This is a genomic window from Pseudomonas sp. MN1F (assembly GCF_009391885.1).
Lineage (GTDB): Bacteria > Pseudomonadota > Gammaproteobacteria > Pseudomonadales > Pseudomonadaceae > Aquipseudomonas.
Window position 1 is genome coordinate 1 of the sequence record NZ_VZII01000021.1, and the last position, 20,388, is coordinate 20,388.

A 20,388-nucleotide genomic window follows, 5' to 3' on the forward strand; every position below is an offset into this window, starting at 1 on the left:
ATCGCTTCATGATCGTCCCCGCCGCGATCTCGACGATCAGAAGGTTAGACAATCGCAGGCGTTTTCACACAGCCTGGACCCATTGCTGCCTCTCGTGACGGGTAGCAATAGTGGACTCATGTCATCTAGCTATGGTCTCGGTCCCGCATGATAAAGTTCTCGTGGAAATCATTTTTTGAAGTCCCTTACCGAGTACTTGGATTACGTTTACCCCGACGGGCCTTTATATCCTCGTGCGCCCCGTGCTAAAGCACGTGCTCGGCAACTTCAGGCATGGATACGCAGTGATTTCATGCCCATTCGTGAAGAGCGCTCCACTGCTGTGATCTTCTTCCGACCAACCAACAATCCGCTATCCGAAAACGCCCAACAGGCCGCGCATCGGCTATTCGAAGCGATCGATCCGCTGATAGAAGATCCATGAACTGTTGCTGGCATTCGCCGTCTTGTTTGGCATTTTTGACTACTCCACGGTTCCGGTCACGGCGAGCCTACTGGGTAGCCGGTTGGGTCTACGGAATTTAGGGCTATCGCTTGGTCTACTCTCTGCCGGGCACGCGATCGGCGGTGCATCCGGCGCATTTTTCGGAGGGTAGATATTCGATCACGCGGGTGAGTACGTTACCTTATGGTACGTCTCCATCATGCTTGCCGGCCTGGCAGCAGCTTTGATCATCCTATTGAAAGAAGAAAGGGAGCCTGCCGGTACCATTCAGGCTCAGGACGCTTAGTTTTCAGGCACTGAGCGAGACCCCAGCTAATCGCTTCCCTTCATAGCGTCCACTTCCAATTCAAACATGTCAGTACAGGAAAGCCTCTTAGCCTCAGCTACTTCCGCTTGAAGGCATCACGACGAGACTCGCGTTCGTGAAGGAAACGATCGCTGATCAGCGCTTCCAAGTCCTTGCGTTCCACAGCGTCGCCGCAGTGAGGACAAACGCTGGCCACACCCACATCATGGCCGCAGGCGCGGTGCACGAAATGTACGGCCAACCCCTCATCCGGGTTCTTGCACCACTTCTCGCCCCAGGCGCGCAGCGCGTAGATAACAGGATAGAAGTCCCATCCCTTGTTGGTCAGATGATATTCGTAGCGCAGCGGCTTCTCGCTGTAGGGCCGGCGTTCGACCAGGCCATTCGCCTCCAGCGCTTTGAGCCGCGAAGTCAGCATCTGGGGCGTAGCGGTGGTCTGGATCTGCATTTCCTCGAAGCGTGTCGCGCCCATGTACAGCTCACGCAGGACCAAAATGGTCCATTTGTCGCCCACTAAATCCATCGAGCGTGCCACCGGGCACACCGTATCGCTTGTCACGTCCAGCCTCGACATCACGCTGCTTTCTCCGCAGAAACTATTGTTTTCATAGTAACCCAGCGTGATTAACCATGTCGCATGGATTAACGCTCAAAGCCTCATCCTTGTTGACACTATGATTTTCATAGTTAGTATGAGGCCTATGCGGCTTGCGCTGTCGCAGCGCGGCATTTGTCGGTATAGCAAACGTCCCAGAACGCCTCTCTCACCTGGAGCACCATCATGACCCATCCTGTGTATGCCTCGGAGCGGACCGCTCTGCTGCTGGTCGACCCCTACAATGACTTCCTGTCCGATGGCGGCAAGCTTTATCCCATGCTCAGAAGCGTCGCGGACGAGGTTCAACTGCTCGACAACCTGCGCAGGACCGTTGCCGCCGTTCGGGCACAAGCAATTCAGGTGTACTACGTGCCTCATCGGCGCTGGCAGCCCGGCGACTACACCCGCTGGGATCACCCCAATCCCACCCAACGCCTGATCCAGGAACGTCACACCTTTGCCAAGGGCTCCTGGGGCGGCGAATGGCATCCCGACTTCGTGCCACAGGAGGGCGACATCATCATCCAGGAACACTGGGGACAAAGCGGGTTCGCCAATACCGACCTCGATTTCCAGCTGAAGCAACGAGGCATCACACACTTGATCGTCGTCGGCCTGCTGGCGAACACCTGCATCGAATCGACCGCACGCTTCGCCATGGAGTTGGGTTATCACGTCACGCTGGTACGCGATGCGACAGCCGCCTTCAGCAAGGAAATGATGCACGCGGCGCACGAACTGAACGGGCCGACGTTTGCGCACAGCATCGTCGACACCCACGGGCTCGTACTGACTTTGCAACAGCAGTGAAGAGGCTACGCATGTCTGCCTCTAGCGCATCGCCAATGGGGGTTTCCAGCCGCCTTGCCACACTCATGGCCATGTGCTGCGCGCTGGCGGTCTCGACTATCTACTACCACCAGCCGCTTCTGCCGCAGATGGCAGCGTCGTTTGGCATGGCGCCGACACAGGCCGGCCTGGTCGCCACGCTGACGCAGCTTGGCTATGCGCTAGGCCTGCTGTTCATCGTGCCACTCGGCGATTGCCGACAACCACGCCAACTCGCGCTGCTGGCCATCGCGGGAAATGCCGTTGCCTTACTTCTTTGCGCGGTATCACCGACTTTCATGATGCTGTGCATAAGCAGCCTTCTGGTCGGGGTGACGGCGATCACTGCGCAGCTCATCATTCCCTGTCTGTCGGGGTTGGCCACTCCGGCTGAGCGAGGTCGAATCGTAGGGAGCCTGCTCAGCGGCCTCTCGGCAGGCCTGTTACTGGCCCGCATGCTCGGGGGCTTCGCCGGTGCACATGCGGGGTGGAGAGTCGTCTTCGTGCTGGCCTCGCTCAGCGATGTCCTACTGCTGTTCATCGTTGCCAAGCGCCTGCCCGCCACCGCGAGTCTGCAGACGATAAGCTACGGGCGGCTCCTGGGTTCGTTAGGCAGCCTGGTCAAACAGGAAAGCGTGCTGCGTTACTGCGCGGCGAGCGGCCTATTGATGTTCGCTGCATTCAGTGCGCTGTGGGCTTCGCTTGCCGCGCTATTGGCACAACCTCCATACGGACTCGACTCCGCTACCATTGGTCTGTTTGGCCTGGTCGCGTTGTTGGGCATCGTCGCGTCACCTTGTATTGGCACGCTTACCGATCGCCTGGGCAGGCACACCATGGTTCTAGCCGGCGCGATGACCCTCGTCCTGGGCTTCGCCTGCATAGCAGCGGGCGGGCAACATCTTGGCTGGCTGATCCTCGGCATGGTGCTGCTCGACCTAGGCAATCGTGCCGGGCTGGTTGCCAACCAGGCACGCGTATTCACCCTGAGGACGGAGGCCAGAAGTCGGCTAAATACCGTATTCATGGGGTCGTATTTTCTGGGGGGAGCGATCGGCGCCGCATTGGGGAATTATGGCGTGCACCAGGCCGGCTGGATCGGCCTTGCCACTGTTGGCATTCTGCTGTCTTTAGCGGCCACAGTTATCAATGCGCTTGCACCCCGTGAATCGAGCTCGACGATGGGTGAGGTACGCCCATGAGCGATTAAAAGACGACTCGACAGCGCATCTTTTGCTGGTTTGCTTAGGCTTCCAGCCATGCCGTAAGCTGGCATTCAACTCCCGGGCGGGCGCAACACTCACCCAACAATCGAGACATCCAATCCGCTTGGCTCCCCATCAAGCTCTCATAACTGGGTGGGGATCCTGCGTCGTGTTTCGTTCGCCCCTACTCGAACACGGAACGGGGGACCAACTTTCGTGCTAGAGCGAAGCCCACTCATCGCGATACTGAACCAGGAAATCCACAAAAGCGCGCACCCTCTGCGGGATATGACGACCGTGAGGGTACAACAACGTGTACGGCCTCGATCGCCCGCTAAACGGTTTCAAGACTTCGACGAGTCGCCCATCAGCGAGCTCTTGTTCCACGATGAATTTGTAGGTTTGGAATAATCCGGCACCGTTCTTGGCAAGTGTCACTCCGCCCAGCACGTCGTCGGAACAGGAATAGCCTCCAGCAGTGAATACCTCACGCTCTCGACCGTCCTCTTGGAACAGCCAAGAGATACGCCGCCCGCTACTCGGAAGCTCAAATTGAATGCATTCATGCTGGTCCAGGTCCTGCAAAGTCTGCGGTGCCTCGACCTTCTGCAGGTAGGCTGGAGACGCTACGACAACCAACTTTGCATCCTCCAGTAACCTCGCAATCATCGTGGAATCAGGCTGAGCTCGTACCCGAATCGCCAGGTCGTACCCTTCTGCAACAAAGTCGATATTTCGATTACCGAGGTGGATATCAACGGTTACCTCAGGATATAGCTCCCGAAATTTTGGCAGCAAAGGCAGGATGCGGTGGTGCCCATAAGTCGTGGGCAGGCTGATACGAAGGCGGCCTGAAGGCGTTGCTTGAGCGCCCATAACTGCCTGCTGGGCCTCTACCAGTTGCGTGAGCGCCTGGCTGCACTGCTCGAAAAAATCCTTTCCCGCATCGGTCAATCGAATGCTTCGCGTTGTCCTTGCGAACAGCCGTGAGCCCAGCCTTTGTTCCAAGCGAAGGATCGACCTGCTCACTGCGGCCGGAGTAACGCCAGCGAGCTGAGCTGCGGCAGTAAAGCTGCCCGCTTCTGCGGACAGGCAAAACAGCTCAATACTTCCCAACTGCAGATCGTCAAAATGCCGCTTCATAGGATTTATCCGTACAGGGGCTGGTAGAAGGCTTGTTGTCGGACTGCAGTAGACGGTTGCGCGGACCGGAGAACGCTGCTTGACATTTAGACTGTTCGGTCTAATTATCCCTAGATGGACATTCCAATGAAAGCCCCCAGGCGCGGGCGCCCTCCAAAAATCTCGCGTAGCGATCCCGATACTCGGCGTGCATTGATCCGCTGTGGCGTGGAGCTGCTGACCGAGCAAGGATTCAACACTACTGGTATTGAACAGGTTCTCAAACGGGTCTCCGTACCGAAAGGCTCCTTCTATCACTATTTCGACAGCAAGGATGCCTTCGGGCGTGAGGTCCTCGCTGAATACGGAAATTTCTTTGAGCGCCGCCTGCGCCGGATCCTGCTCAACCCCCATCGAGAACCGTTGGAGCGCATCGAAGATCTGCTGCAGGAGTCGCTCATCGGCATGGAAAAGTACAACTGGCGTCGCGGCTGCCTGGTAGGCAATCTCGGCCAGGAAGTGACTTTGCTGCCCGATGATTTTCGCGATCAGATAGAGAAGATTTTTCGAGTTTGGGAGGCACTACTCAGCCAATGCCTCCAGGAAGCGCAGGCCAACCAATCGATAGCCCAGTCTGTGGAGTGCCAACAACTGGCAGCTTTTTTCTGGATTGGCTGGGAGGGCGCAATCACGCGCGCACGTCTCTGCGAAAGTGGTCACCCACTATCGATCTTCGTCAGGGGATTTCTCGCCGGCATTGCCCGGTGAGTTTTTATCGTCGATTACTAGACAACCGGTCTAAAAGGAGTCGCTATGTTCAATGCTGTCGTTGTGGAGAACCAGGAAGGCGCTAAGCAGGCACATTACAGAGAGCTATCAGATGACCAATTGCCAGCCGGCAGTGTCACCGTTGCGGTGTCTCACAGTACGCTGAACTACAAAGATGCCCTTTGCATCACAAGCCGTAGTCCTATCGCCCGGCACTTTCCCATGATTCCTGGGATCGATTTTGTAGGGGTAGTGGAGGGCAGCGAAGACAGCCGCTATCGCGAAGGCGACGCTGTTTTACTCAACGGCTGGGGTGTTGGGGAAAGTCATTGGGGCGGACTATCCCAGAAGGCCCGAGTGAGCGCAGATTGGCTGATTTCTTTGCCGCAGGGGATGACGCCGCGTAACGCCATGGCGATAGGCACCGCAGGTTATACATCCATGCTTAGTCTAATCGCCCTGGAACGCGCCGGGCTAAGGCCTGATGCAGGGCCTGTTTTGGTAACCGGGGCGAATGGTGGGGTCGGCAGCATTGCCGTAGCGCTGCTGGCCGCGCGTGGGTATGAGGTCATTGCCTCGACCGGCCGGTTAGATGAGGCAGACCACTTGGTCCGGCTGGGCGCGACGGAAGTGATTGATCGAAACACGTTATCTTCACCAGGTAAGCCATTGGGCAAAGAGCGCTGGACAGCGGCGATTGACTCGATAGGAAGTCATACCCTTGCGAACGTATGTGCTCAGACCAAAGCCGACGGCTGGGTTGCCGCGTGTGGCCTGGCACAGGGCATGGAGTTCCCGGCTACGGTAGCCCCCTTCATTCTGCGGGGGGTGAGCCTCTTGGGGATCAACAGCGTCACACGTCCATATGCCGAGCGAGTCGAGGCATGGGCTCGGCTGAACGCGGAGCTTGATCTGTCGATTCTGGAGCAGTTAACAAGCGAAGTACCACTTTCAGAAGTCATCCCTGTTGCAGATGACCTATTGGCTGGAAGGATTCGCGGGCGCCTCGTTGTTGATACCAGCATTTAATCCATAGCCCAAGCACACTCATTGCTTTCAAAGAGGCCAGCCCTCTGCGTTGGGGGCTGGATCGCTGTCAATGTGAAATACCAACCGGAGCACATGCCAATGAGGGATGCTCAAAAGGATGTACTGGACGCTTTCGATAGAGTGACGCTCATCGAGGCGGCAACCCCGAACGACTGGCGGACTCCAATCTAACCATGCACGACTTACTGCCGCTGCAGCTGCGCGACTCGGCTTGGACTGCGAACTGGTCCTCGGCAGGGTAGTGCCGCGGCATGATGCAGAGTACGAAAACAACGGCAACGTTCTTGCTTGATAAGATCTATGGCGCCAAGCTCCATGTACTCCCGCAAGGAAAAAAGGCAGCCGAGTTCGCAGCTAAAAGAATCCAGCTGCTGATCGAAGAGGGCAAGAAACCCTACCTGATCCCTATGGGGGGATCGTCACCTCTTGGCGCGCTGGGTTACGCCAGATGCGGTGATGAGATAATGCAGTATGAACGGGATAACGACATCCGCTTCGAGAAGGTACTTCTGCCTAACGGCAGCTCGGGTACTCACGCGGGTCTAGCCGCAGGTTTCGTCACGCGTGGACGATCCCCGACGATTATTCGATCCTATTCAGTGTTGGGAGAGCAAGAACAGGCGGTGCAGCAAACCCTGAAGCTCGCTAACGACGCGCTGGCATTGGTCGGGGCCTCAGAGATCGCGCCCAATCAGATCGATGTAGATGGGAATCACCGGGGAGAGGGTTATGGAATTCCGACGGCTGAGGCTCTTGAGGCAATTGCTTCCCTAGCTCAGTCCGAAGGCATCCTGCTTGATCCGGTTTACTCTGCAAAAGCCTTTGCCGGCATGCTTCATGATATTGCTGCAGGAGGCTTCGTCGAGGGGGCTAACCTGCTGTTCCTGTTTACAGGCGGCGGACCAGGCGTTTATGCCTATCGCAGTGCATTCGATTTCTGAGAAACCAGCCTTCACAGGAAACTGCTCATCACCGGAATGTGCTGGTGATGAGCATTCTGTCAATCAATGACCTGCGCTCTGACCGCCGTCGACGTGCAGGATCTCGCCGGTGACGAACGAAGCGCTGTCCAAGTAGAGAATCGCTTGAACGATGTCGTTGATCTCGCCCATGTGGCCGACGGGGTGCAGCTTGCCCAGGGCATCGTGAGTTTCGGCGCCATGCATAGGGGTCTTGATGATGCCAGGCGACACGGCGTTAGCGCGGATACCTCGTTTGGCATACTCAATTGCGATCGATTTGGTGGCAGCGTTGATGCCACCTTTGGTGAGCGATGCCATTACCGAAGGAACGCCGTCGATTGCGTGGTCAACCAGGCTGGTGGTGACGCTGACCACATGCCCGCTACCATTCTTTTCCATTTCCGCGATGGCGAGTTGGGAGATGTAGAAGAAGCCGCTCATATTGGTCGCAACGACCTGCGCATAGTCTTCTTTGGTGTAGCTGGTGAACGGCTTGGCAACAAAAATCCCGGCATTGTTGACGAGCGTATCGATGCGCCCGAAGCGGGCCACGGCTTCGCGCACAACTCGTTCCGCTGTGGCCGGATCCGCAATATCACCGGCAACAGTCAGGATATCTGGATCGGTCGATGGTTGAATGGAGCGCGAGGTCGCTACCACTTTGTGGCCGAGGGCTCGGAACCCTTCCACTACACCTGCACCAATGCCTTGAGATGCGCCAGTTACGATGATGACTTTTTGAGAATTGCTCATGATATTTCCTCTACGATGGATTAAATTTTCAGTTAGACGAAGCGGCTTGTGCCGCCTGTCTTAACACTTGCTCGTAATACTCAACAGACTGTGAGCCTGCGACGACTTGCCGATTGTTCAGTACCATTGCGGGTACAGAGTTGATGCCGCGATCCAAGTAAAAATTTTCGAGCGCTCGGACTTCATCGGTGAATTGCCCGCTTTCAAGTACTACCTGCGCTTGCTGGGCGTTCAAACCGACTTTCTGAGCCAACGCCACCAACGTCTGGTGACTGCTAGGGTTTTGCCCGTTCACGAAGTAAGCCTCAATCAGCGCTCGGTGAAGCTCGCTTTGGAGCCCTTCATTCGCTGCCCAGAACAGCAGGCGATGTGCATCATGGGTATTGAAAAAGTGAGTTCGCCTTTGGAGATTGAACTCAAAGCCGAGCTCCCATCCTCTTTCAACAACCATCTGATTACGTGCCGCCACCTGCTCCGCAGTTCTTCCGTACTTGCGAATCATGTGCTGGATGGCGTCCTCACCTTCGGCAGGCATATCGGGATTGAGCTCAAACGGTTTAAACGTCAACTCGACGTCGATTTCGTCGGCTACGTTGGCGATGGCTTGGACCAAGGCAGTCGAGCCCAGTGCGCACCAGGGGCAGACGACATCAGAAACGAAGTCGATTTTTACCGTGTGCTTCATGGCTTTGACTCCGACAATTGCTTTCTGTACTCGGTAGTCGTAATGCCGGAGTAGCCCCAGTTATCAGTGTCGACTTCTTCGATCACGATGTGGGTCAACTTAGGGTCTTTATGAAGCACGCGCTCCATAGTTTCAGTAATTTCTTTTATTACCTGAGCCTTTTGCTCTCGGGTAACACCATCACGAGTGATGCGGACGCTGATGAATGGCATGGGAAGTTCCTCTATCAAGTGTGCATTTGGGTGATGAGCAGTTGATGGAGAAACTTTAAGATTCCAGAGCAAACTGATAAATATGCCCTGAGGTACTTCATTTGTGACCTCGTGTATCGAATCACGGGGCACAACGCAGCGATGCTTGCGCTAGACCCTCGATGGCTGGCGGAGGTGGACATGGTGCCTTCGATGCTCCGCGGCTGGATCGGTCTGGCCGGGGCCTACGATTTTCTGCCCATCGCAAACCCGGAGGTGAAACCGGTTTTCTACTTTCCGAATTCGCCACCCGGCTCCCAACCGATCAACCACGTTAGCGCCAAGTCGCCCCCTGCGCTGTTAATAGCCGCAAAGGACGATACGCTGGTCAATCCCGCGCGCAACACGGGAGGCATGGCCCGCCGCTTGCGGGAGCAGGGTGTGCCCGTGCGCGAGCTCTATTTCGCAAGGCCAAGCCACGGGACATTGATTGCGGCGTTCTCCCGCCCTATGCGATGGCTGGCGCCGGTCCTGGATGAGGTGGTGGCGTTCATTCATGGGCAAAATCCAGCATCGGAAATCTCTGACGACAGATGAAGCGTTTGTGCCCAGTGCGCATCTTCTTTCTGGAAACGTGAAGACACGTTCGGGGCGAAAATTGCCTTCATCGAACGGGGCTATCGGCCGTAGTCCGCATTCCAAGCATCGAAAGCTTGCATCATCCTTTGTCTGGTCGACAGATCGGCAGGTATCAAATGCTCGATTCGCAGTGACTCTACAGTGATGTCCAGGGGTAGCCCGAAGGTCGTGAAGGTAGAGAGAAAACTCAATTCGCCATCGGCGGTGCGCACTCGTGTCAGCAGCACGGGGTTGCCAGTCTCTGCGTGCAAGGCCATGCCCGGTGGCGGGAGGCTGCTCAGGCGCTCTGCGAGCGCAGGGCTGCTGACTGACTCCCTGGCCGCGCGTTGCCACGCGGCAGCACGGATCTCTTGGGCATTGACCAGGCGATCTCCCAGGCCGCCGGGGCATAGCAGCGTTTCCAGCAGGTTGAGGCCTGATGACAGGTTCTGCTCCACACCCGCCAGCGCCAACAGCAGCCCCGTGCTCACGTTGGCGGCAGTGATATCCCAATTGCTGTCAATAACGATGGCAGGCGCCGGATTGTTTGCCTGCAGGATATGTTCGAGGGCGGTGTGCACCACACCCATAGCGGGCGCATCGAGTGGCGTCGCGGTGTAGCGCGGCGCGTATCCAGCGGCTAGAAACACTTCGTTGCAGTGATCCAGTGGCGCCCCAAGGGTCGACAGTAAGGCATGCAAGGTGCCGGGGCTGGCTTTGGCACGCCCGGTTTCCACACAGCTGAGGTGGCGCTGTGAAACCCCGGCCATCAGTGCCAGGTCAAGCTGGCTGAGCCCGGCCTGGCGGCGCAGGTGGCGCACATGCTGGCCCGCCGTTGTGGCCGGTGCGGGGGATTTTTGATGGAACAGTTGGTAACTCATGCGTCGTCTCTAGCCCGTCCTTGCGCTCGGGCTCAATGACCTCAGAGGTCATTGAGCGCCAACAATCCTATCTCTACTGTGCCAGGAAAACCTATCAGGGACATGATCATGGCACTTCGTTTTTTTGCGCTGGCATCGTTGGTGCTCTTTTCGATTTACAGCGGCTGGGCGATGTTGATTGCTGAACAATCGCTGCTGGCCTTCGGGCGCGAGCTTGTTTCGCAACCTGATAAAGCCCAGGTGAACGGTGCCTTGAACGTCTACGCGCTGTGCGTGGTTGTGCTGTTCCTCAAGATGTTTGCGGTCTCCTGTTACCAAGGTTGGTTCAGGCTGCGACACAGGGCATTCACCAACATAGAGGACGCCGCTGTTTTCAATCGGGTTGCCCGTGAAGCAGAGCTTGCACAAGTGATTCGGGCGAGCAGGGCCTGGGCAAACGACCTGGAGAACATCCCGGCTTTTTTCGCGCTCGGTGGCTTGGCCATTGCCATGAATGCACCGGCAACCGTCACGGCAGTGTTGAGCATGCTGTTCACCGCCGCCAGGGTCCTGCATACCTTGGCTTACTTGAGGGGTGTTCAGCCATGGCGCACGGTTTTCTATGGTGTCGGGATACTCTGCCTCTTGGGGCTCTGCACGTCGCTCACAATGACGATATGGGGGCGCTGATCCTGGGTTTCTGCCAGGAGCCCGAGGCAGCATTTGCTACTGCGAGGCCACCCGTGGAGAGTGCAGGAAACCCCGGACAGGCATGAAAAAAGGGGCCCGTCAGGGCCCCATCGAGGTAACTGGAATCCGCGCTTGTCAGGCTTCGATCTTGCGCGGCGCCATGAAGTACATCCAGATCAGCGCCAGGAAGTACATGGCCGGGATCATGGTGAACAGCACGGCATAGTTGTTGTTCGTCGCCGTCAGCACGCTGCCGACGATCTGTGTCATGAACATTCCGCCAATCGCCGCGCACATGCTGGCGAAGCCGAATACCGTGCTGATCAGGTGCTTGGGGGTGTAGTCCATCACCAGGCTCCAGATGTTCGCGGTCCAGGCCTGGTGCGCGCCGACCGCCAGGGCGATGGCCAGCACCGCCACCCACAGGCCGCTGGCATGGGCGGCGAAGGTCACGCTGACCATGGTGCAGGCGAAGATCAGCATCGACACCAGGCGCGCGGTGGTGGCGCGCACGCCGCGGCCGATCAGCCACGAGGACAGGATGCCGCCGCCGATGCTGCCGAAGTCCGCAGTCAGCCAGATCAGCATCAGCGGGATACCCATCTGGGTCACGCTGATGCCCAGGCTGTACTGCTGGTTGAGGAACGGCGGCAGCCAGTACAGGTAGAACCAGAACACCGGCGCGGTGATTGCGTAGGCCACGGCAAAGGCCCAGGTGCCGCGCATGCCGAGGATGCGGCTGAAAGGCAGGCGCGCCACTTCCGGCTCGACGTCCTGCTGGATGTAGTCAAGTTCGCTCTGGCGCACACTTGGGTGTGCTTCCGGGTTGAAGTACTTCAAGCCCCAGAACACCAGCCAGACCAGGCCCAGGCAGCCCATGGCGATGAACGCGGCCTGCCAGCCCCAGACGGTGAGGATCAGCGGCAGCAGGGCCGGGGTGACCATGGCGCCGACGTTGGTGCCGGCGTTGAACAGGCCAGTGGCGATGGCGCGCTCGCCAGCCGGGAACCACAGGCGCACGGTCTTCACGCAGGCCGGGTAGTTGGCCGCTTCGGTCAGGCCGAGGATGAAGCGGCAGACCATGAAACCGGCCGCCGAGGTGGCCAGGCCGTGGGCGCCGGTGGCCAGGCTCCACAGCAGCACGGCGGCGAAGAAGGCGCGCTTGACGCCGACCTTGTCGATCAGCCGGCCCTGCAGCACGAAGCCGACGGCATAGCCGACCTGGAACCAGAAGTTGATGTTGGCGTAGTCCATCGCCGTCCAGCTCATGGCCTTGGCCAGTTCCGGCTGCATGATGCCGAGCGCGGCGCGGTCGATGTAGTTCAGGGTGGTGGCGAAGAACACCAGGGCGAGCATGCCCCAGCGGGTCTTGCCGACGGCGAAGGCGCCACGGATCTTGTCGCCGATGCCGGCGGATGGCAGCCGTGGGCTGGCGGTAGTGAGCTTGGAGTGGTTCATATCCTGGTCGTTTCTTGAAATTGTAATGAACGGCTTTTTCTCGAACGTGACCTGGCCCCAGGCAGGGGGTACACGCAAGGCCGGTGCATGGTGAGCAGTGAATCGGCGACCGTCAATTCGCTGGAGGGGGCTATTGTTCGATAACCGAACAATAGCGAGCCCCGCTCACACGCTGGCCAGCGCCTTGCCCGCCAGATAGCCGAAGGTCATGCCCGGCCCCAGGGTGATACCACCGCTAGGATAATGCCCGGCCATCACGCTGTGCATGTCGTTGCCGACCGCGAACAGGCCGGGTATCGGCTGCTGTGCGTGATCGAGCACGCGCGCGGCAGCATCGGTGTGCAGGCCGGCGAAGGTGCCAAGGCTACCGGGCAGCAGTTTCACCGCATGGAAGGGGCCGTGCAGCAAGGGCCGCAACGACGGGTTGGGCCCACTCAGCGGCTCGCCCTGGGCTATGTTGTAGGCCGAGGCGCCGCGCTGGAAGGTCGGGTCTGCGCCGAGAGCCGCATGGCGATTGAACTCGGCCACGGTGCGTTGCAGCTGTTCGGCATCGATCCCGCAGCGCTGCGCCAGTTCTGCCAGGGACTGGCCGCTGAACAGATAGCCACGGCGCCGATAGAAGCGGGTCGGGAATGGGAACGGCTTGGCCCAGCCGATACCGTAGCGCCGCTGTGCGGCATGGTCGCAGATCAGCCAGGCCTCGTGCGCTTCGCCCGCTGGCGTGGCGGCGAACAGTGCATTCATGAAGTCGTGGTAGCAGTCGGCTTCGTTGACGAAACGCTGGCCGTCACGGCGCACTGCGATGAAACCGGGCTTGGCGCGGTCGATCAGGTGCGGAAAGTGGCCAACGCTGCCGTCACGGCGCGGTACCTGCGAGACCGGTGCCCAGGCGCCGGCCTGTGCCAGCGTGGGGCCGAGCCGGGCACCGACCTGTTCACCCAGGCGCAGGCCGTCACCACTGTTCTGCGGCGGCGCGGCCGAGTGATGCTGAGTGCCATCGGGCGCATGGGGCATCAGCTGGGCGATGCGCTGGCGATCGTGGGCAAAGCCGCCACACGCCAGGACCACGCCACGGCGTGCGTGAATCACCTGGCCATTGGCGAACTGGGCGCCGTCGATGCGCCCATTGCCAAGCAAGCGGGTGGCCGCTTTGTCGGTGAGCACGGTCACCCCGAGGTCCAGGGCACTGCGCAACAGGCGGGCGACCAGGGCGTTGCCGTTGACCAGTTGCAGGCCGCGCCGATGCAGCAGCAGGTCGCGGCCATGGCGCAGCAAGCGCTTGCCAACGTGCAGGGCTGCTTGAGGTGAGCGACGGGCATTGAAGAAGGCGGCCAGGTCGGCGCCACCGGCGATGCCCATGCCCGCCAGGCTGATGATGTCCAGCGGCGGGCGCAGCTTGTGCAGCCATGGCCCGAGCAACCGACCGTCGAACGGCAGCGCGCACAGCGAGCGCCCGCCACGCGCGCTGCCGTCGCCTTCACGCATGTCGGGCATCTTGCTGCCGGACTGGAACTGCACGGCCGTGTGTTGCTGGAAGAACGCCACCATCTCCGGGCCATGGCGCAGGAAGGCTTGCTGGCGAGGGTCCAGTTCGGCGACGTGGGTCTGGGCGCGCAGGTAGCGTTCCGGAGCATCGTCGCTTTCGACGATGCCTTCGGCGACGGCCAGCGGGTTGCGTGGAATCCACAGCCAGCCCCCCGACCAGGCACTGGTGCCGCCAAGCTGGCTGGCCTTTTCCGCGACGATCACCTGCAGGCCGTGATGCGCGGCGGTAACGGCGGCCGCCAGGCCAGAGGCACCGGAACCGATGACAAGTACGTCACACGCGAGGGGTTGCATGCTGGGGTCCCGCTCAGGTTAATGAAGTGGTCAGTTATTGCAGCGGTGAAAAGCCCGTGGGCCGCAGCAGCCGCGAGTGCAGTTGCACCACCGCGCCCAGCTCCCGGTTACGCCGCGAGAACTCCGCCCAGCGCGGGTCGGCGGCCATCGCGGCGCGGCGCGCCATGCGCTCGTCGAGGCTGGCGTAGGCCCACATATGCACCACCTGGTTGACCTCGCCGAACTCGCTGGTGAAGAAACCCACCAGGTTGCCCAGGTGCTCGCTCTGCACCTCCAGCGCATGGCTCTGATACAGGGCCAGCCAGTCGGCCATCTTCAGCGGGTCGAGGGTGTAGGTTCTCAGTTCGTAGTACATGTGGGTTTCTCCAGAAGGGTGGCTGGCGCCTGCAGGCGCTCGGCGATATGGCTGGCAGCGATCCAGCCAAAGGTGAGGGCGGGGCCGAGGGTGATCCCGGGGCCTGGGTAGGTGCCGTTCATCATTGAGTTCATGTCATTGCCCACGGCATACAGCCCGGCAATGGGCGCGCCGCTGCGGTTCAGCACGTTGGCATTGGCGTCGGTCACCAGGCCGCGTGCCGAGCCGAGGTCGCCGGTATGGAGGCGGATGGCGTAGTACGGCGCTTTGGTCAGTGGCGCCAGGCACGGGTTGGGCTGGTGCTGTGGGTCGCCCATGTAGCGGTTGTAGCTGTTGCCGCCTTTGCCGAATTCACGCTCGATGCCGTTACGCGCGTCGGCATTGAAGTGCTCAAGCGTCTGCTGCAAAACCTGCGGATCGACGCCGATGGCCGCAGCCAGGGCAGGCACGCTGGCGGCGCGCTGCAGGTAGCCGGCGGCGATCAGCGCCGCGTTGTCCACCGGTTTGGGCCGCGCCAGGCCCAGGCCATAACGGTTCATCGCCTCGGCGTCGCAGATCAGCCAGCAATGGCCGATGCCGTTGGCGAACATGGTCTGCACGAAGTGGTGGTAGGAATTGGACTCGTTGACGAAGCGCCGCCCGCCCGGGTCGACCGCGATCACCCCCGGCTTGGCGCGGTCGGTGACCAGGTGCGGAAAGCGTTCGCGCTCGCCATTGGCATGGCGCAGCTCGGACACCGGTGCCCAGAAGAAATTGGCCGCCAGGCCCTCGCCCTGGGCGGCTGCTACTGCCTCGCCAAGGCGCAGGGCGGCGCCGTCGTTGGTCGGCGGCGACATGCTCAGGTGTGGCGCTGTGGCGTCCGGACGATAGCCGGCAGCCAGCTGCCCGGCAGCAAAACCGCCCATGGCACAGACCACGCCACCGCGGGCCTGCACCGGTATTCGCCGGCCTTCGCGCTGCACGATGACACCGGTTACCACGCCGTGTTCGACGACCAGCTCTTGCGCTTCGCTGCGCAGCCACAGGTGTGTGCCATGGGCGAAGGCGCTGCTGGCCAGGCGGGCGATCAGCGCGTTGCCGGTGGTCAGGCGAGTACCCCGCGGGTGCTTCAGGCGGTCCCGCGCATAACGTGCCATCAGTTTCAGGCAATGCCACAGCGAGGCGGGCGAGCGGCGCAGGTTGAGAAAGTGCTGGATGTCCACGCGGTTGACCATCATGCCGCCGAACAGCAGCATGCCCGGTGGTGGCATCTTCAGGTCCTTGAAGCGTGCACCGAGGTGGCGACCGTCGTACTCGACCATCTCCAGCGCCCGGCCGAACTCGGTGGCGCCGGGCTCGTCGGGGTAGTAGTCCGGCGAATGCGGGCGCAGGCCGTAGCGCAGCTCGGTGTTGTGCTCCAGCCAGCGCAGGGCCTGGTGGCCACGCGCGATGAAGGCATCCACCAGCGCCGGGTTGTAGCCTGCGCCGATGATAGTCTGCAGGTAGGTGCGCATGGCCTCGGGCGAATCCTTGGCACCGGCAGCCTGTGCCTGATCGCTGCCGTAGATCCATGCCGCGCCGCCGGAAATCGCCGAGGTGCCGCCAAAGTGCTCGGCCTTCTCCACCACCAGTACCTTCAGCCCGCGGCGGGCCGCCGTGGCCGCCGTGGCGAAGCCCCCGGCACCGCTGCCCAGCACCACCAGGTCGAACACCGCTTGTTCGCTAGCGCTCATGGCTTCAGATCTCCAGCGGCGTGACGCCCATGAAGGCGCCGAGGTGGCCCAGTTGGGCGAAGGCCATCTGCGCGCCGGTCTGGATCGGGCAGCCGCGTTCACGCGCCTTGTGCAGCAGTGGGGTGATTTCCGGCGAGGTGACCACGTCGGCCACCAGCGTGGCGGCTTTGAGGGTCTCCAGCAGTGCAGCCGGCAACGGCAGGTCGCCGCTGTTGCCCATGCCGACGGGGGAGGCGTTGACGACCAGGTCGAAGTCCTCCAGCGAGTGATACTGTGTGGCGATTTCCAGTTCCGGGAAGGCATTGCCCAGCACTTCGCCCAGCGCACCGACGCGTTCGGTGCTGGGGTCGCTGAGGGTGATCTGGCCCAGGCCTGCTTCACCCAGCGCATAGGCGATCGCACTGCCGACCCCGCCGCAGCCCACCACCAGCGCCCGCTTGCCGCTGGCCACGAAGCCTTGCAGGCGGGCGGCGCCGAGGAAGCCCGCGCCATCGACGTTATCACCCAGCAGGCGGCCGTCGCGCTCGCGGCGGATCACGTTGACCGAGCCCAGTGCCTTGGCGCGGTCGCTGAGCCCGTCCAGTCGTGTGGCCAAGGCCTGTTTGTAGGGCACTGTCACCACACAGCCGCGCAGGTTGCGCCAGCCGCGCAGGTTGTCGACAAAAGCACCCAGCGCCGTTTCCTGCAGGTCGATGGGCAGCATCGCCAGGTCGCGGGCGTTGTTGGCGAACCAGGTGTTGAAGTTTTCCGGCGACTTCACCTGAGCGATTGGCGAACCGACGATGGCGACCAGTTCTGTCGAACCTCGGATCATGCTGACCTCCGTTGTGACTGTTGTTGTGGAGGCAAGCTTGGCGCGAGGTGGCGCCCTCAACAATGCGCTTATCGAGCGATTGATGCGATAATCGCAGCCAGCATGCGTTAATCGCATTAAAGGCCACTTTCCAAGAGCCGAGTTCATGTCCCCACCCGAGATCCACCCCCGCGACCTGATTGCCGGCCTGCAGAAAGGCCTGGCGCTGATGCAGCTGTTCAGTGCCGAGCAACCACGCCTGAGCGTGCCCCAGGCGGCCAGGCTGTCCGGCCTGACCCCCAGTGCCGCACGGCGCTTTCTGCTGACGTTGGTGCATGAAGGCTTTGCCGAGACCGACAACCGCCATTACTGGTTGACGCCCAAGGCCCTGCGTATCGGCCAGGCCTATGTCGACTCGGCGCAGTTGCCGCGCATGTTGCGGCCGATCGTCGAGCAGGTGGCACGGCAGACCCAGGAACACGTGTCGGTGGGCAGCCGTGATGGGGACGAGATCATTCACCTGGTGCGCAGCCGCTACAGCCACATTGCTTCGTTGTCGATCCGCCCCGGGTCACGGGTGCCGATGTATTGCACGGCCAGTGGCCGGGTCTGGCTGGCGTGGCTGGAGCCGGAGCAGCGCGAGGCATACTTCGCACGCAATCCGCTGCATGCGCTTACGCCCTACACCCAGACCGACCGGGCATTGCTGGAGGCGCAGCTGCAGCAGGTGAGGGCGCAGGGCTACAGCATCGTCGATCAGGAATACGAAATCGGCATGCGCGTGCTGGGCGTGCCGCTGCTCGACCGCAGCGGCCAGCTGAAGGCGACCCTGACGATCACCACCCATGCTGCGCGGTTGAGCGTTGACGAGATGCGCCTGCGCTACCTGGCGACGCTGTATGAGGCGCAGGCACTGCTCAAACCGGTGCTCGATTGAGCGCCGGCCAGCTGGCGGCGCGGATTCCGGCCAGTGCAGCCCGGTATTGCATGGCCCGATCTGATTCGCTTGCAGGGCGCATCCGTTGCTGGGCATGATCAAGCTCCCAGACATAGGAATAGGAATGCCAACATGCCTGCTTATCTTGCCGCGCAGAACGAATTGCTCGTAGGGGATGGCCTGGTAGTCGAGGCGCCGGCCGGGGAAGGGCCCTTCGTCGTGGTGTTCGAGGACGATGAGGAAACGGGATATTTCTACGCCCTGGACAGCTCAGGCGGCGGCAACCCGATCCAGAATGCGCTGCACATCTACGACGTGGAGAGCGTCACGGACCGGGACAAACCGTCGATGGTCAAGATTGCCTGGTCCGAGGACCACCGCAAGGCGCTGCTGCTGATCAACGACTACCCCCATGCGGTCTTCGACTTTGAAGCCAAGCAGGGGCATTGCCGTACCGGGTTCCCATTGCCGATGGACAACGGCTGGTCGCACGCGGGCCATGAATGGGATGACAGCGCACTGCGGCATTTTGCCTGAAGGCCATTCAGGCTTGACCAGCCAAGGCTCGATGGATGGCCTTGATCTGTTCAGTGCCAAGTAGCCAAAGACCGTCAAAAAGCCGAAAAGTTTCGCAGAAAAAACAGCAACTTAGAGAATTTTTACAACCCGTGTTACTCGTCGGATTTCCGTTGTAAGCCTCCGTGCAGAGCCTCAGGATCGCCTCGGCATTCCCTTGAGGCTTTCATGAATGAAGTACTCCTCGATTCTGTTGTTGTCACTTGGCCTGCTGAGCGGCGTTGCATCGGCAGGCGGTAATACCGAAGCAGGCATAGGCGGCGCATTGGGCGGGGTATTGGGCTCGGTGGTCGGCCAGTCGATCGGTGGCAGCACCGGCTCGGCAATCGGCGCAGGCTTGGGTGGCGCGGCCGGCGGTGCGGTGGGTGCCAACAAGCACAGCCGTGGCGAAGCTGCCATTGGCGGCGCACTGGGCGCCGCCGGCGGCAACGTGGTAGGTCGGCAGATGGGCGGCACCACGGGCAGCATGATTGGTGCGGCTGCCGGTGGCGGCGTGGGCGGTGCCCTGGGTAACCACATGGGCCGCGAATACGACGATGAAAGTGGTCACCGCGGCGGTGGTCGCGGCTATGACGATGATGACGACGACCGTGGCTGGCGCCGTCACCACCACGACCGTGGCCACCACTATGGCTGGCGCAAACACCACCGGGACTGGCGCGACGACGACTGATCGGCGCCAAGGCTGGCGCGCCTATCAAGGCGCGCCGAACAGCATCGTCCAATACACGCCCTGATCGCTGCGCGCATTCGCGACATAGGCCGCGCCAACCTGGGTGAACATCGGGTTCATCAGGTTGGCGCAATGCCCGGGGCTGGCCAGCCAGCCGGCCATCGCCTTGCTCGGGGACCCTTGGCCGGCGGCAATATTCTCACCTACCTGACGCCCCCGGTAGCCGGCATCCCACGCCCGGTCTGCGGGCCAGTCACCGTTGGGATCACGGTGCGCGAAGTAATTGCCGTTGGCCATCGCCCGGCTATGGCGCTGCGCCGCCGTTCCCAGGGCGGTGTTCCAGGTGAGCGGCCGCGCAGCGGCGAAACGCTGGCGACCACACAATCGCGGTTTCGCTCGTGCTGCGTTGACCTCGGCCAGTAACGCTTTGCTTGCAGAGCGCTGATCGCCCAGCTGAGCGTCGAGCACGGGACGCGCCAGCACCACCTGCCACTCGCTGCGGGCGCGACTGACGCCGATATCGGCAAACTGGTTATCGAGCAAGGCAGCGCAGTAGCTGCTGCGCAACCTGTCAAAAGCCTCCTCGGCATCCTGTGCACCGATTACACGGATGCTGCGCACCCTTGCTGCCTGATAGCCGGCGGCCTTCAAACCTTCGCGCAAAGCGCCGCCGTAGCCGACCGGCAACGCCAGGTTCGACTTCAACGTAAGCGGTGTCGAGACCAACACCCGGCGCCCTTCGCAGCGCTGTGGCTGGGCGCGGTAGTCGTTGATGGCTGCCACCAGTTGGCGTTCCCCGCTGGCATGGGCGGGGCTGATGATCAGCGGGAAGCAATGAACGAGGCACAGCGAGACAAACGACGAGCAGCGGGCAGCTTGGCGCATGGGGCGGACAGCTCTGCAGGGATGATGGCGGGAGTGCCGAACAAAGGGCCCGGATATGACTGCGCGCCTCAATTCAGG

The 20,388-nt window shown here is 61.0% G+C and carries 22 protein-coding genes and 1 pseudogene; 11 read left to right on the forward strand and 12 right to left on the reverse strand.

All coding sequences use genetic code 11. The features are described 5' to 3' along the window. Nucleotides 1-196: 196 nt before the first annotated feature. Entirely contained in the window at nucleotides 197-424 is a 228-nt protein-coding gene (locus F6X59_RS12060; protein ID WP_256669265.1) for a hypothetical protein, read from the forward strand. Nucleotides 425-828: 404 nt separating this feature from the next. Here F6X59_RS12060 and F6X59_RS12065 read toward each other — a convergent pair whose 3' ends face one another. Further along, entirely contained in the window at nucleotides 829-1,326 is a 498-nt protein-coding gene (locus F6X59_RS12065; RefSeq protein ID WP_152956446.1) for a helix-turn-helix domain-containing protein, read from the reverse strand. A 207-nt stretch (nucleotides 1,327-1,533) separates the two neighbouring features. Here F6X59_RS12065 and F6X59_RS12070 point away from each other — a divergent pair, with 207 nt between their 5' ends. Together F6X59_RS12070 and F6X59_RS12075 are read left to right on the forward strand one after the other, a co-directional pair. Then, nucleotides 1,534-2,160: an isochorismatase family cysteine hydrolase gene (locus F6X59_RS12070; protein WP_152956447.1), complete on the forward strand. Its 627-nt coding sequence runs from the start codon at nucleotides 1,534-1,536 to the stop codon at nucleotides 2,158-2,160. Between the two features lie 11 nt (nucleotides 2,161-2,171). Beyond that, nucleotides 2,172-3,380 (forward strand): MFS transporter, encoded by a 1,209-nt coding sequence (locus F6X59_RS12075; RefSeq protein ID WP_178120077.1) that lies wholly within the window; start codon nucleotides 2,172-2,174, stop codon nucleotides 3,378-3,380. Nucleotides 3,381-3,602: 222 nt separating this feature from the next. On the opposite strand, the gene F6X59_RS12080 is transcribed toward F6X59_RS12075, so the two are convergent. After that, a complete protein-coding gene (locus tag F6X59_RS12080) occupies nucleotides 3,603-4,526 on the reverse strand; it encodes a LysR family transcriptional regulator (protein WP_152956448.1) in 924 nt (307 codons plus the stop codon). A 126-nt stretch (nucleotides 4,527-4,652) separates the two neighbouring features. Here F6X59_RS12080 and F6X59_RS12085 point away from each other — a divergent pair, with 126 nt between their 5' ends. The 3 genes from F6X59_RS12085 (at nucleotide 4,653) to F6X59_RS12095 (ending at nucleotide 7,264) form a co-directional block, all read left to right on the forward strand. Beyond that, nucleotides 4,653-5,273 carry a TetR/AcrR family transcriptional regulator gene (locus F6X59_RS12085; protein ID WP_167654047.1) on the forward strand — a complete coding sequence of 207 codons (621 nt, stop codon included), beginning with the start codon at nucleotides 4,653-4,655 and terminating at the stop codon, nucleotides 5,271-5,273. A 45-nt stretch (nucleotides 5,274-5,318) separates the two neighbouring features. Next, nucleotides 5,319-6,302, forward strand: coding sequence for an MDR family oxidoreductase (locus F6X59_RS12090; RefSeq protein ID WP_152956449.1), 984 nt, complete (start codon nucleotides 5,319-5,321; stop codon nucleotides 6,300-6,302). Nucleotides 6,303-6,574: 272 nt separating this feature from the next. After that, on the forward strand, nucleotides 6,575-7,264 hold the full coding sequence (locus tag F6X59_RS12095; RefSeq protein ID WP_152956450.1) for a pyridoxal-phosphate dependent enzyme: 690 nt from the start codon (nucleotides 6,575-6,577) through the stop codon (nucleotides 7,262-7,264). 63 nt (nucleotides 7,265-7,327) lie between these two features. Here the strand turns inward: F6X59_RS12095 and F6X59_RS12100 are convergent, their stop codons facing one another. The 3 genes from F6X59_RS12100 to F6X59_RS12110 are packed head-to-tail and all read right to left on the reverse strand — an operon-like array spanning nucleotide 7,328 to nucleotide 8,935. Then, entirely contained in the window at nucleotides 7,328-8,038 is a 711-nt protein-coding gene (locus F6X59_RS12100; RefSeq protein ID WP_003291493.1) for an SDR family NAD(P)-dependent oxidoreductase, read from the reverse strand. 28 nt (nucleotides 8,039-8,066) lie between these two features. Next, nucleotides 8,067-8,723, reverse strand: coding sequence for a DsbA family oxidoreductase (locus F6X59_RS12105; protein ID WP_152956451.1), 657 nt, complete (start codon nucleotides 8,721-8,723; stop codon nucleotides 8,067-8,069). Then, the gene (locus tag F6X59_RS12110; protein WP_046614894.1) at nucleotides 8,720-8,935 is read right to left on the reverse strand and encodes a 4-oxalocrotonate tautomerase family protein; all 216 of its coding nucleotides are present in this window, start codon (nucleotides 8,933-8,935) and stop codon (nucleotides 8,720-8,722) included. Before F6X59_RS12110 ends, F6X59_RS12105 begins: the two co-directional genes overlap by 4 nt. A gap of 129 nt (nucleotides 8,936-9,064) precedes the next feature. Here F6X59_RS12110 and F6X59_RS12115 point away from each other — a divergent pair. After that, a pseudogene (locus F6X59_RS12115) lies at nucleotides 9,065-9,511 on the forward strand (alpha/beta hydrolase); the annotation flags it as partial. 80 nt (nucleotides 9,512-9,591) lie between these two features. Here F6X59_RS12115 and F6X59_RS12120 read toward each other — a convergent pair. After that, nucleotides 9,592-10,413 (reverse strand): helix-turn-helix domain-containing protein, encoded by an 822-nt coding sequence (locus F6X59_RS12120; protein WP_152956452.1) that lies wholly within the window; start codon nucleotides 10,411-10,413, stop codon nucleotides 9,592-9,594. 240 nt (nucleotides 10,414-10,653) lie between these two features. Here F6X59_RS12120 and F6X59_RS12125 point away from each other — a divergent pair, with 240 nt between their 5' ends. Beyond that, nucleotides 10,654-11,082, forward strand: coding sequence for an MAPEG family protein (locus F6X59_RS12125; protein WP_346653486.1), 429 nt, complete (start codon nucleotides 10,654-10,656; stop codon nucleotides 11,080-11,082). A 135-nt stretch (nucleotides 11,083-11,217) separates the two neighbouring features. Here the strand turns inward: F6X59_RS12125 and F6X59_RS12130 are convergent, their stop codons facing one another. From F6X59_RS12130 to F6X59_RS12150, 5 genes are all read right to left on the reverse strand, one after another. Beyond that, entirely contained in the window at nucleotides 11,218-12,540 is a 1,323-nt protein-coding gene (locus F6X59_RS12130) for an MFS transporter (RefSeq protein ID WP_152956453.1), read from the reverse strand. Nucleotides 12,541-12,705: 165 nt separating this feature from the next. After that, nucleotides 12,706-14,379 carry an FAD-dependent oxidoreductase gene (locus F6X59_RS12135; protein ID WP_152956454.1) on the reverse strand — a complete coding sequence of 558 codons (1,674 nt, stop codon included), beginning with the start codon at nucleotides 14,377-14,379 and terminating at the stop codon, nucleotides 12,706-12,708. Between the two features lie 34 nt (nucleotides 14,380-14,413). After that, entirely contained in the window at nucleotides 14,414-14,734 is a 321-nt protein-coding gene (locus tag F6X59_RS12140) for an NIPSNAP family protein (protein WP_152956455.1), read from the reverse strand. Beyond that, nucleotides 14,719-16,446: an FAD-dependent oxidoreductase gene (locus F6X59_RS12145; protein ID WP_152956456.1), complete on the reverse strand. Its 1,728-nt coding sequence runs from the start codon at nucleotides 16,444-16,446 to the stop codon at nucleotides 14,719-14,721. The genes F6X59_RS12140 and F6X59_RS12145 overlap by 16 nt, the downstream gene beginning before the upstream one ends. A 4-nt stretch (nucleotides 16,447-16,450) precedes the next feature. Continuing rightward, a complete protein-coding gene (locus F6X59_RS12150; RefSeq protein WP_152956457.1) occupies nucleotides 16,451-17,260 on the reverse strand; it encodes a shikimate dehydrogenase in 810 nt (269 codons plus the stop codon). A 145-nt stretch (nucleotides 17,261-17,405) separates the two neighbouring features. On the opposite strand from F6X59_RS12150, the gene F6X59_RS12155 reads away from it, so the two are divergent. The 3 genes from F6X59_RS12155 to F6X59_RS12165 all read left to right on the forward strand — a co-directional run bounded on the left by F6X59_RS12155 (nucleotide 17,406) and on the right by F6X59_RS12165 (nucleotide 19,425). After that, nucleotides 17,406-18,176, forward strand: a complete 771-nt coding sequence (locus tag F6X59_RS12155; RefSeq protein ID WP_152956458.1) for an IclR family transcriptional regulator C-terminal domain-containing protein — start codon at nucleotides 17,406-17,408, stop codon at nucleotides 18,174-18,176. Between the two features lie 132 nt (nucleotides 18,177-18,308). Beyond that, nucleotides 18,309-18,713: a DUF2251 domain-containing protein gene (locus F6X59_RS12160; protein ID WP_152956459.1), complete on the forward strand. Its 405-nt coding sequence runs from the start codon at nucleotides 18,309-18,311 to the stop codon at nucleotides 18,711-18,713. Nucleotides 18,714-18,924: 211 nt separating this feature from the next. Next, nucleotides 18,925-19,425 (forward strand): glycine zipper domain-containing protein, encoded by a 501-nt coding sequence (locus F6X59_RS12165; RefSeq protein WP_152956460.1) that lies wholly within the window; start codon nucleotides 18,925-18,927, stop codon nucleotides 19,423-19,425. A gap of 24 nt (nucleotides 19,426-19,449) precedes the next feature. Here the strand turns inward: F6X59_RS12165 and F6X59_RS12170 are convergent, their stop codons facing one another. Beyond that, nucleotides 19,450-20,310: a CAP domain-containing protein gene (locus F6X59_RS12170; protein ID WP_152956461.1), complete on the reverse strand. Its 861-nt coding sequence runs from the start codon at nucleotides 20,308-20,310 to the stop codon at nucleotides 19,450-19,452. Between the last annotated feature and the right edge of the window lie 78 nt (nucleotides 20,311-20,388).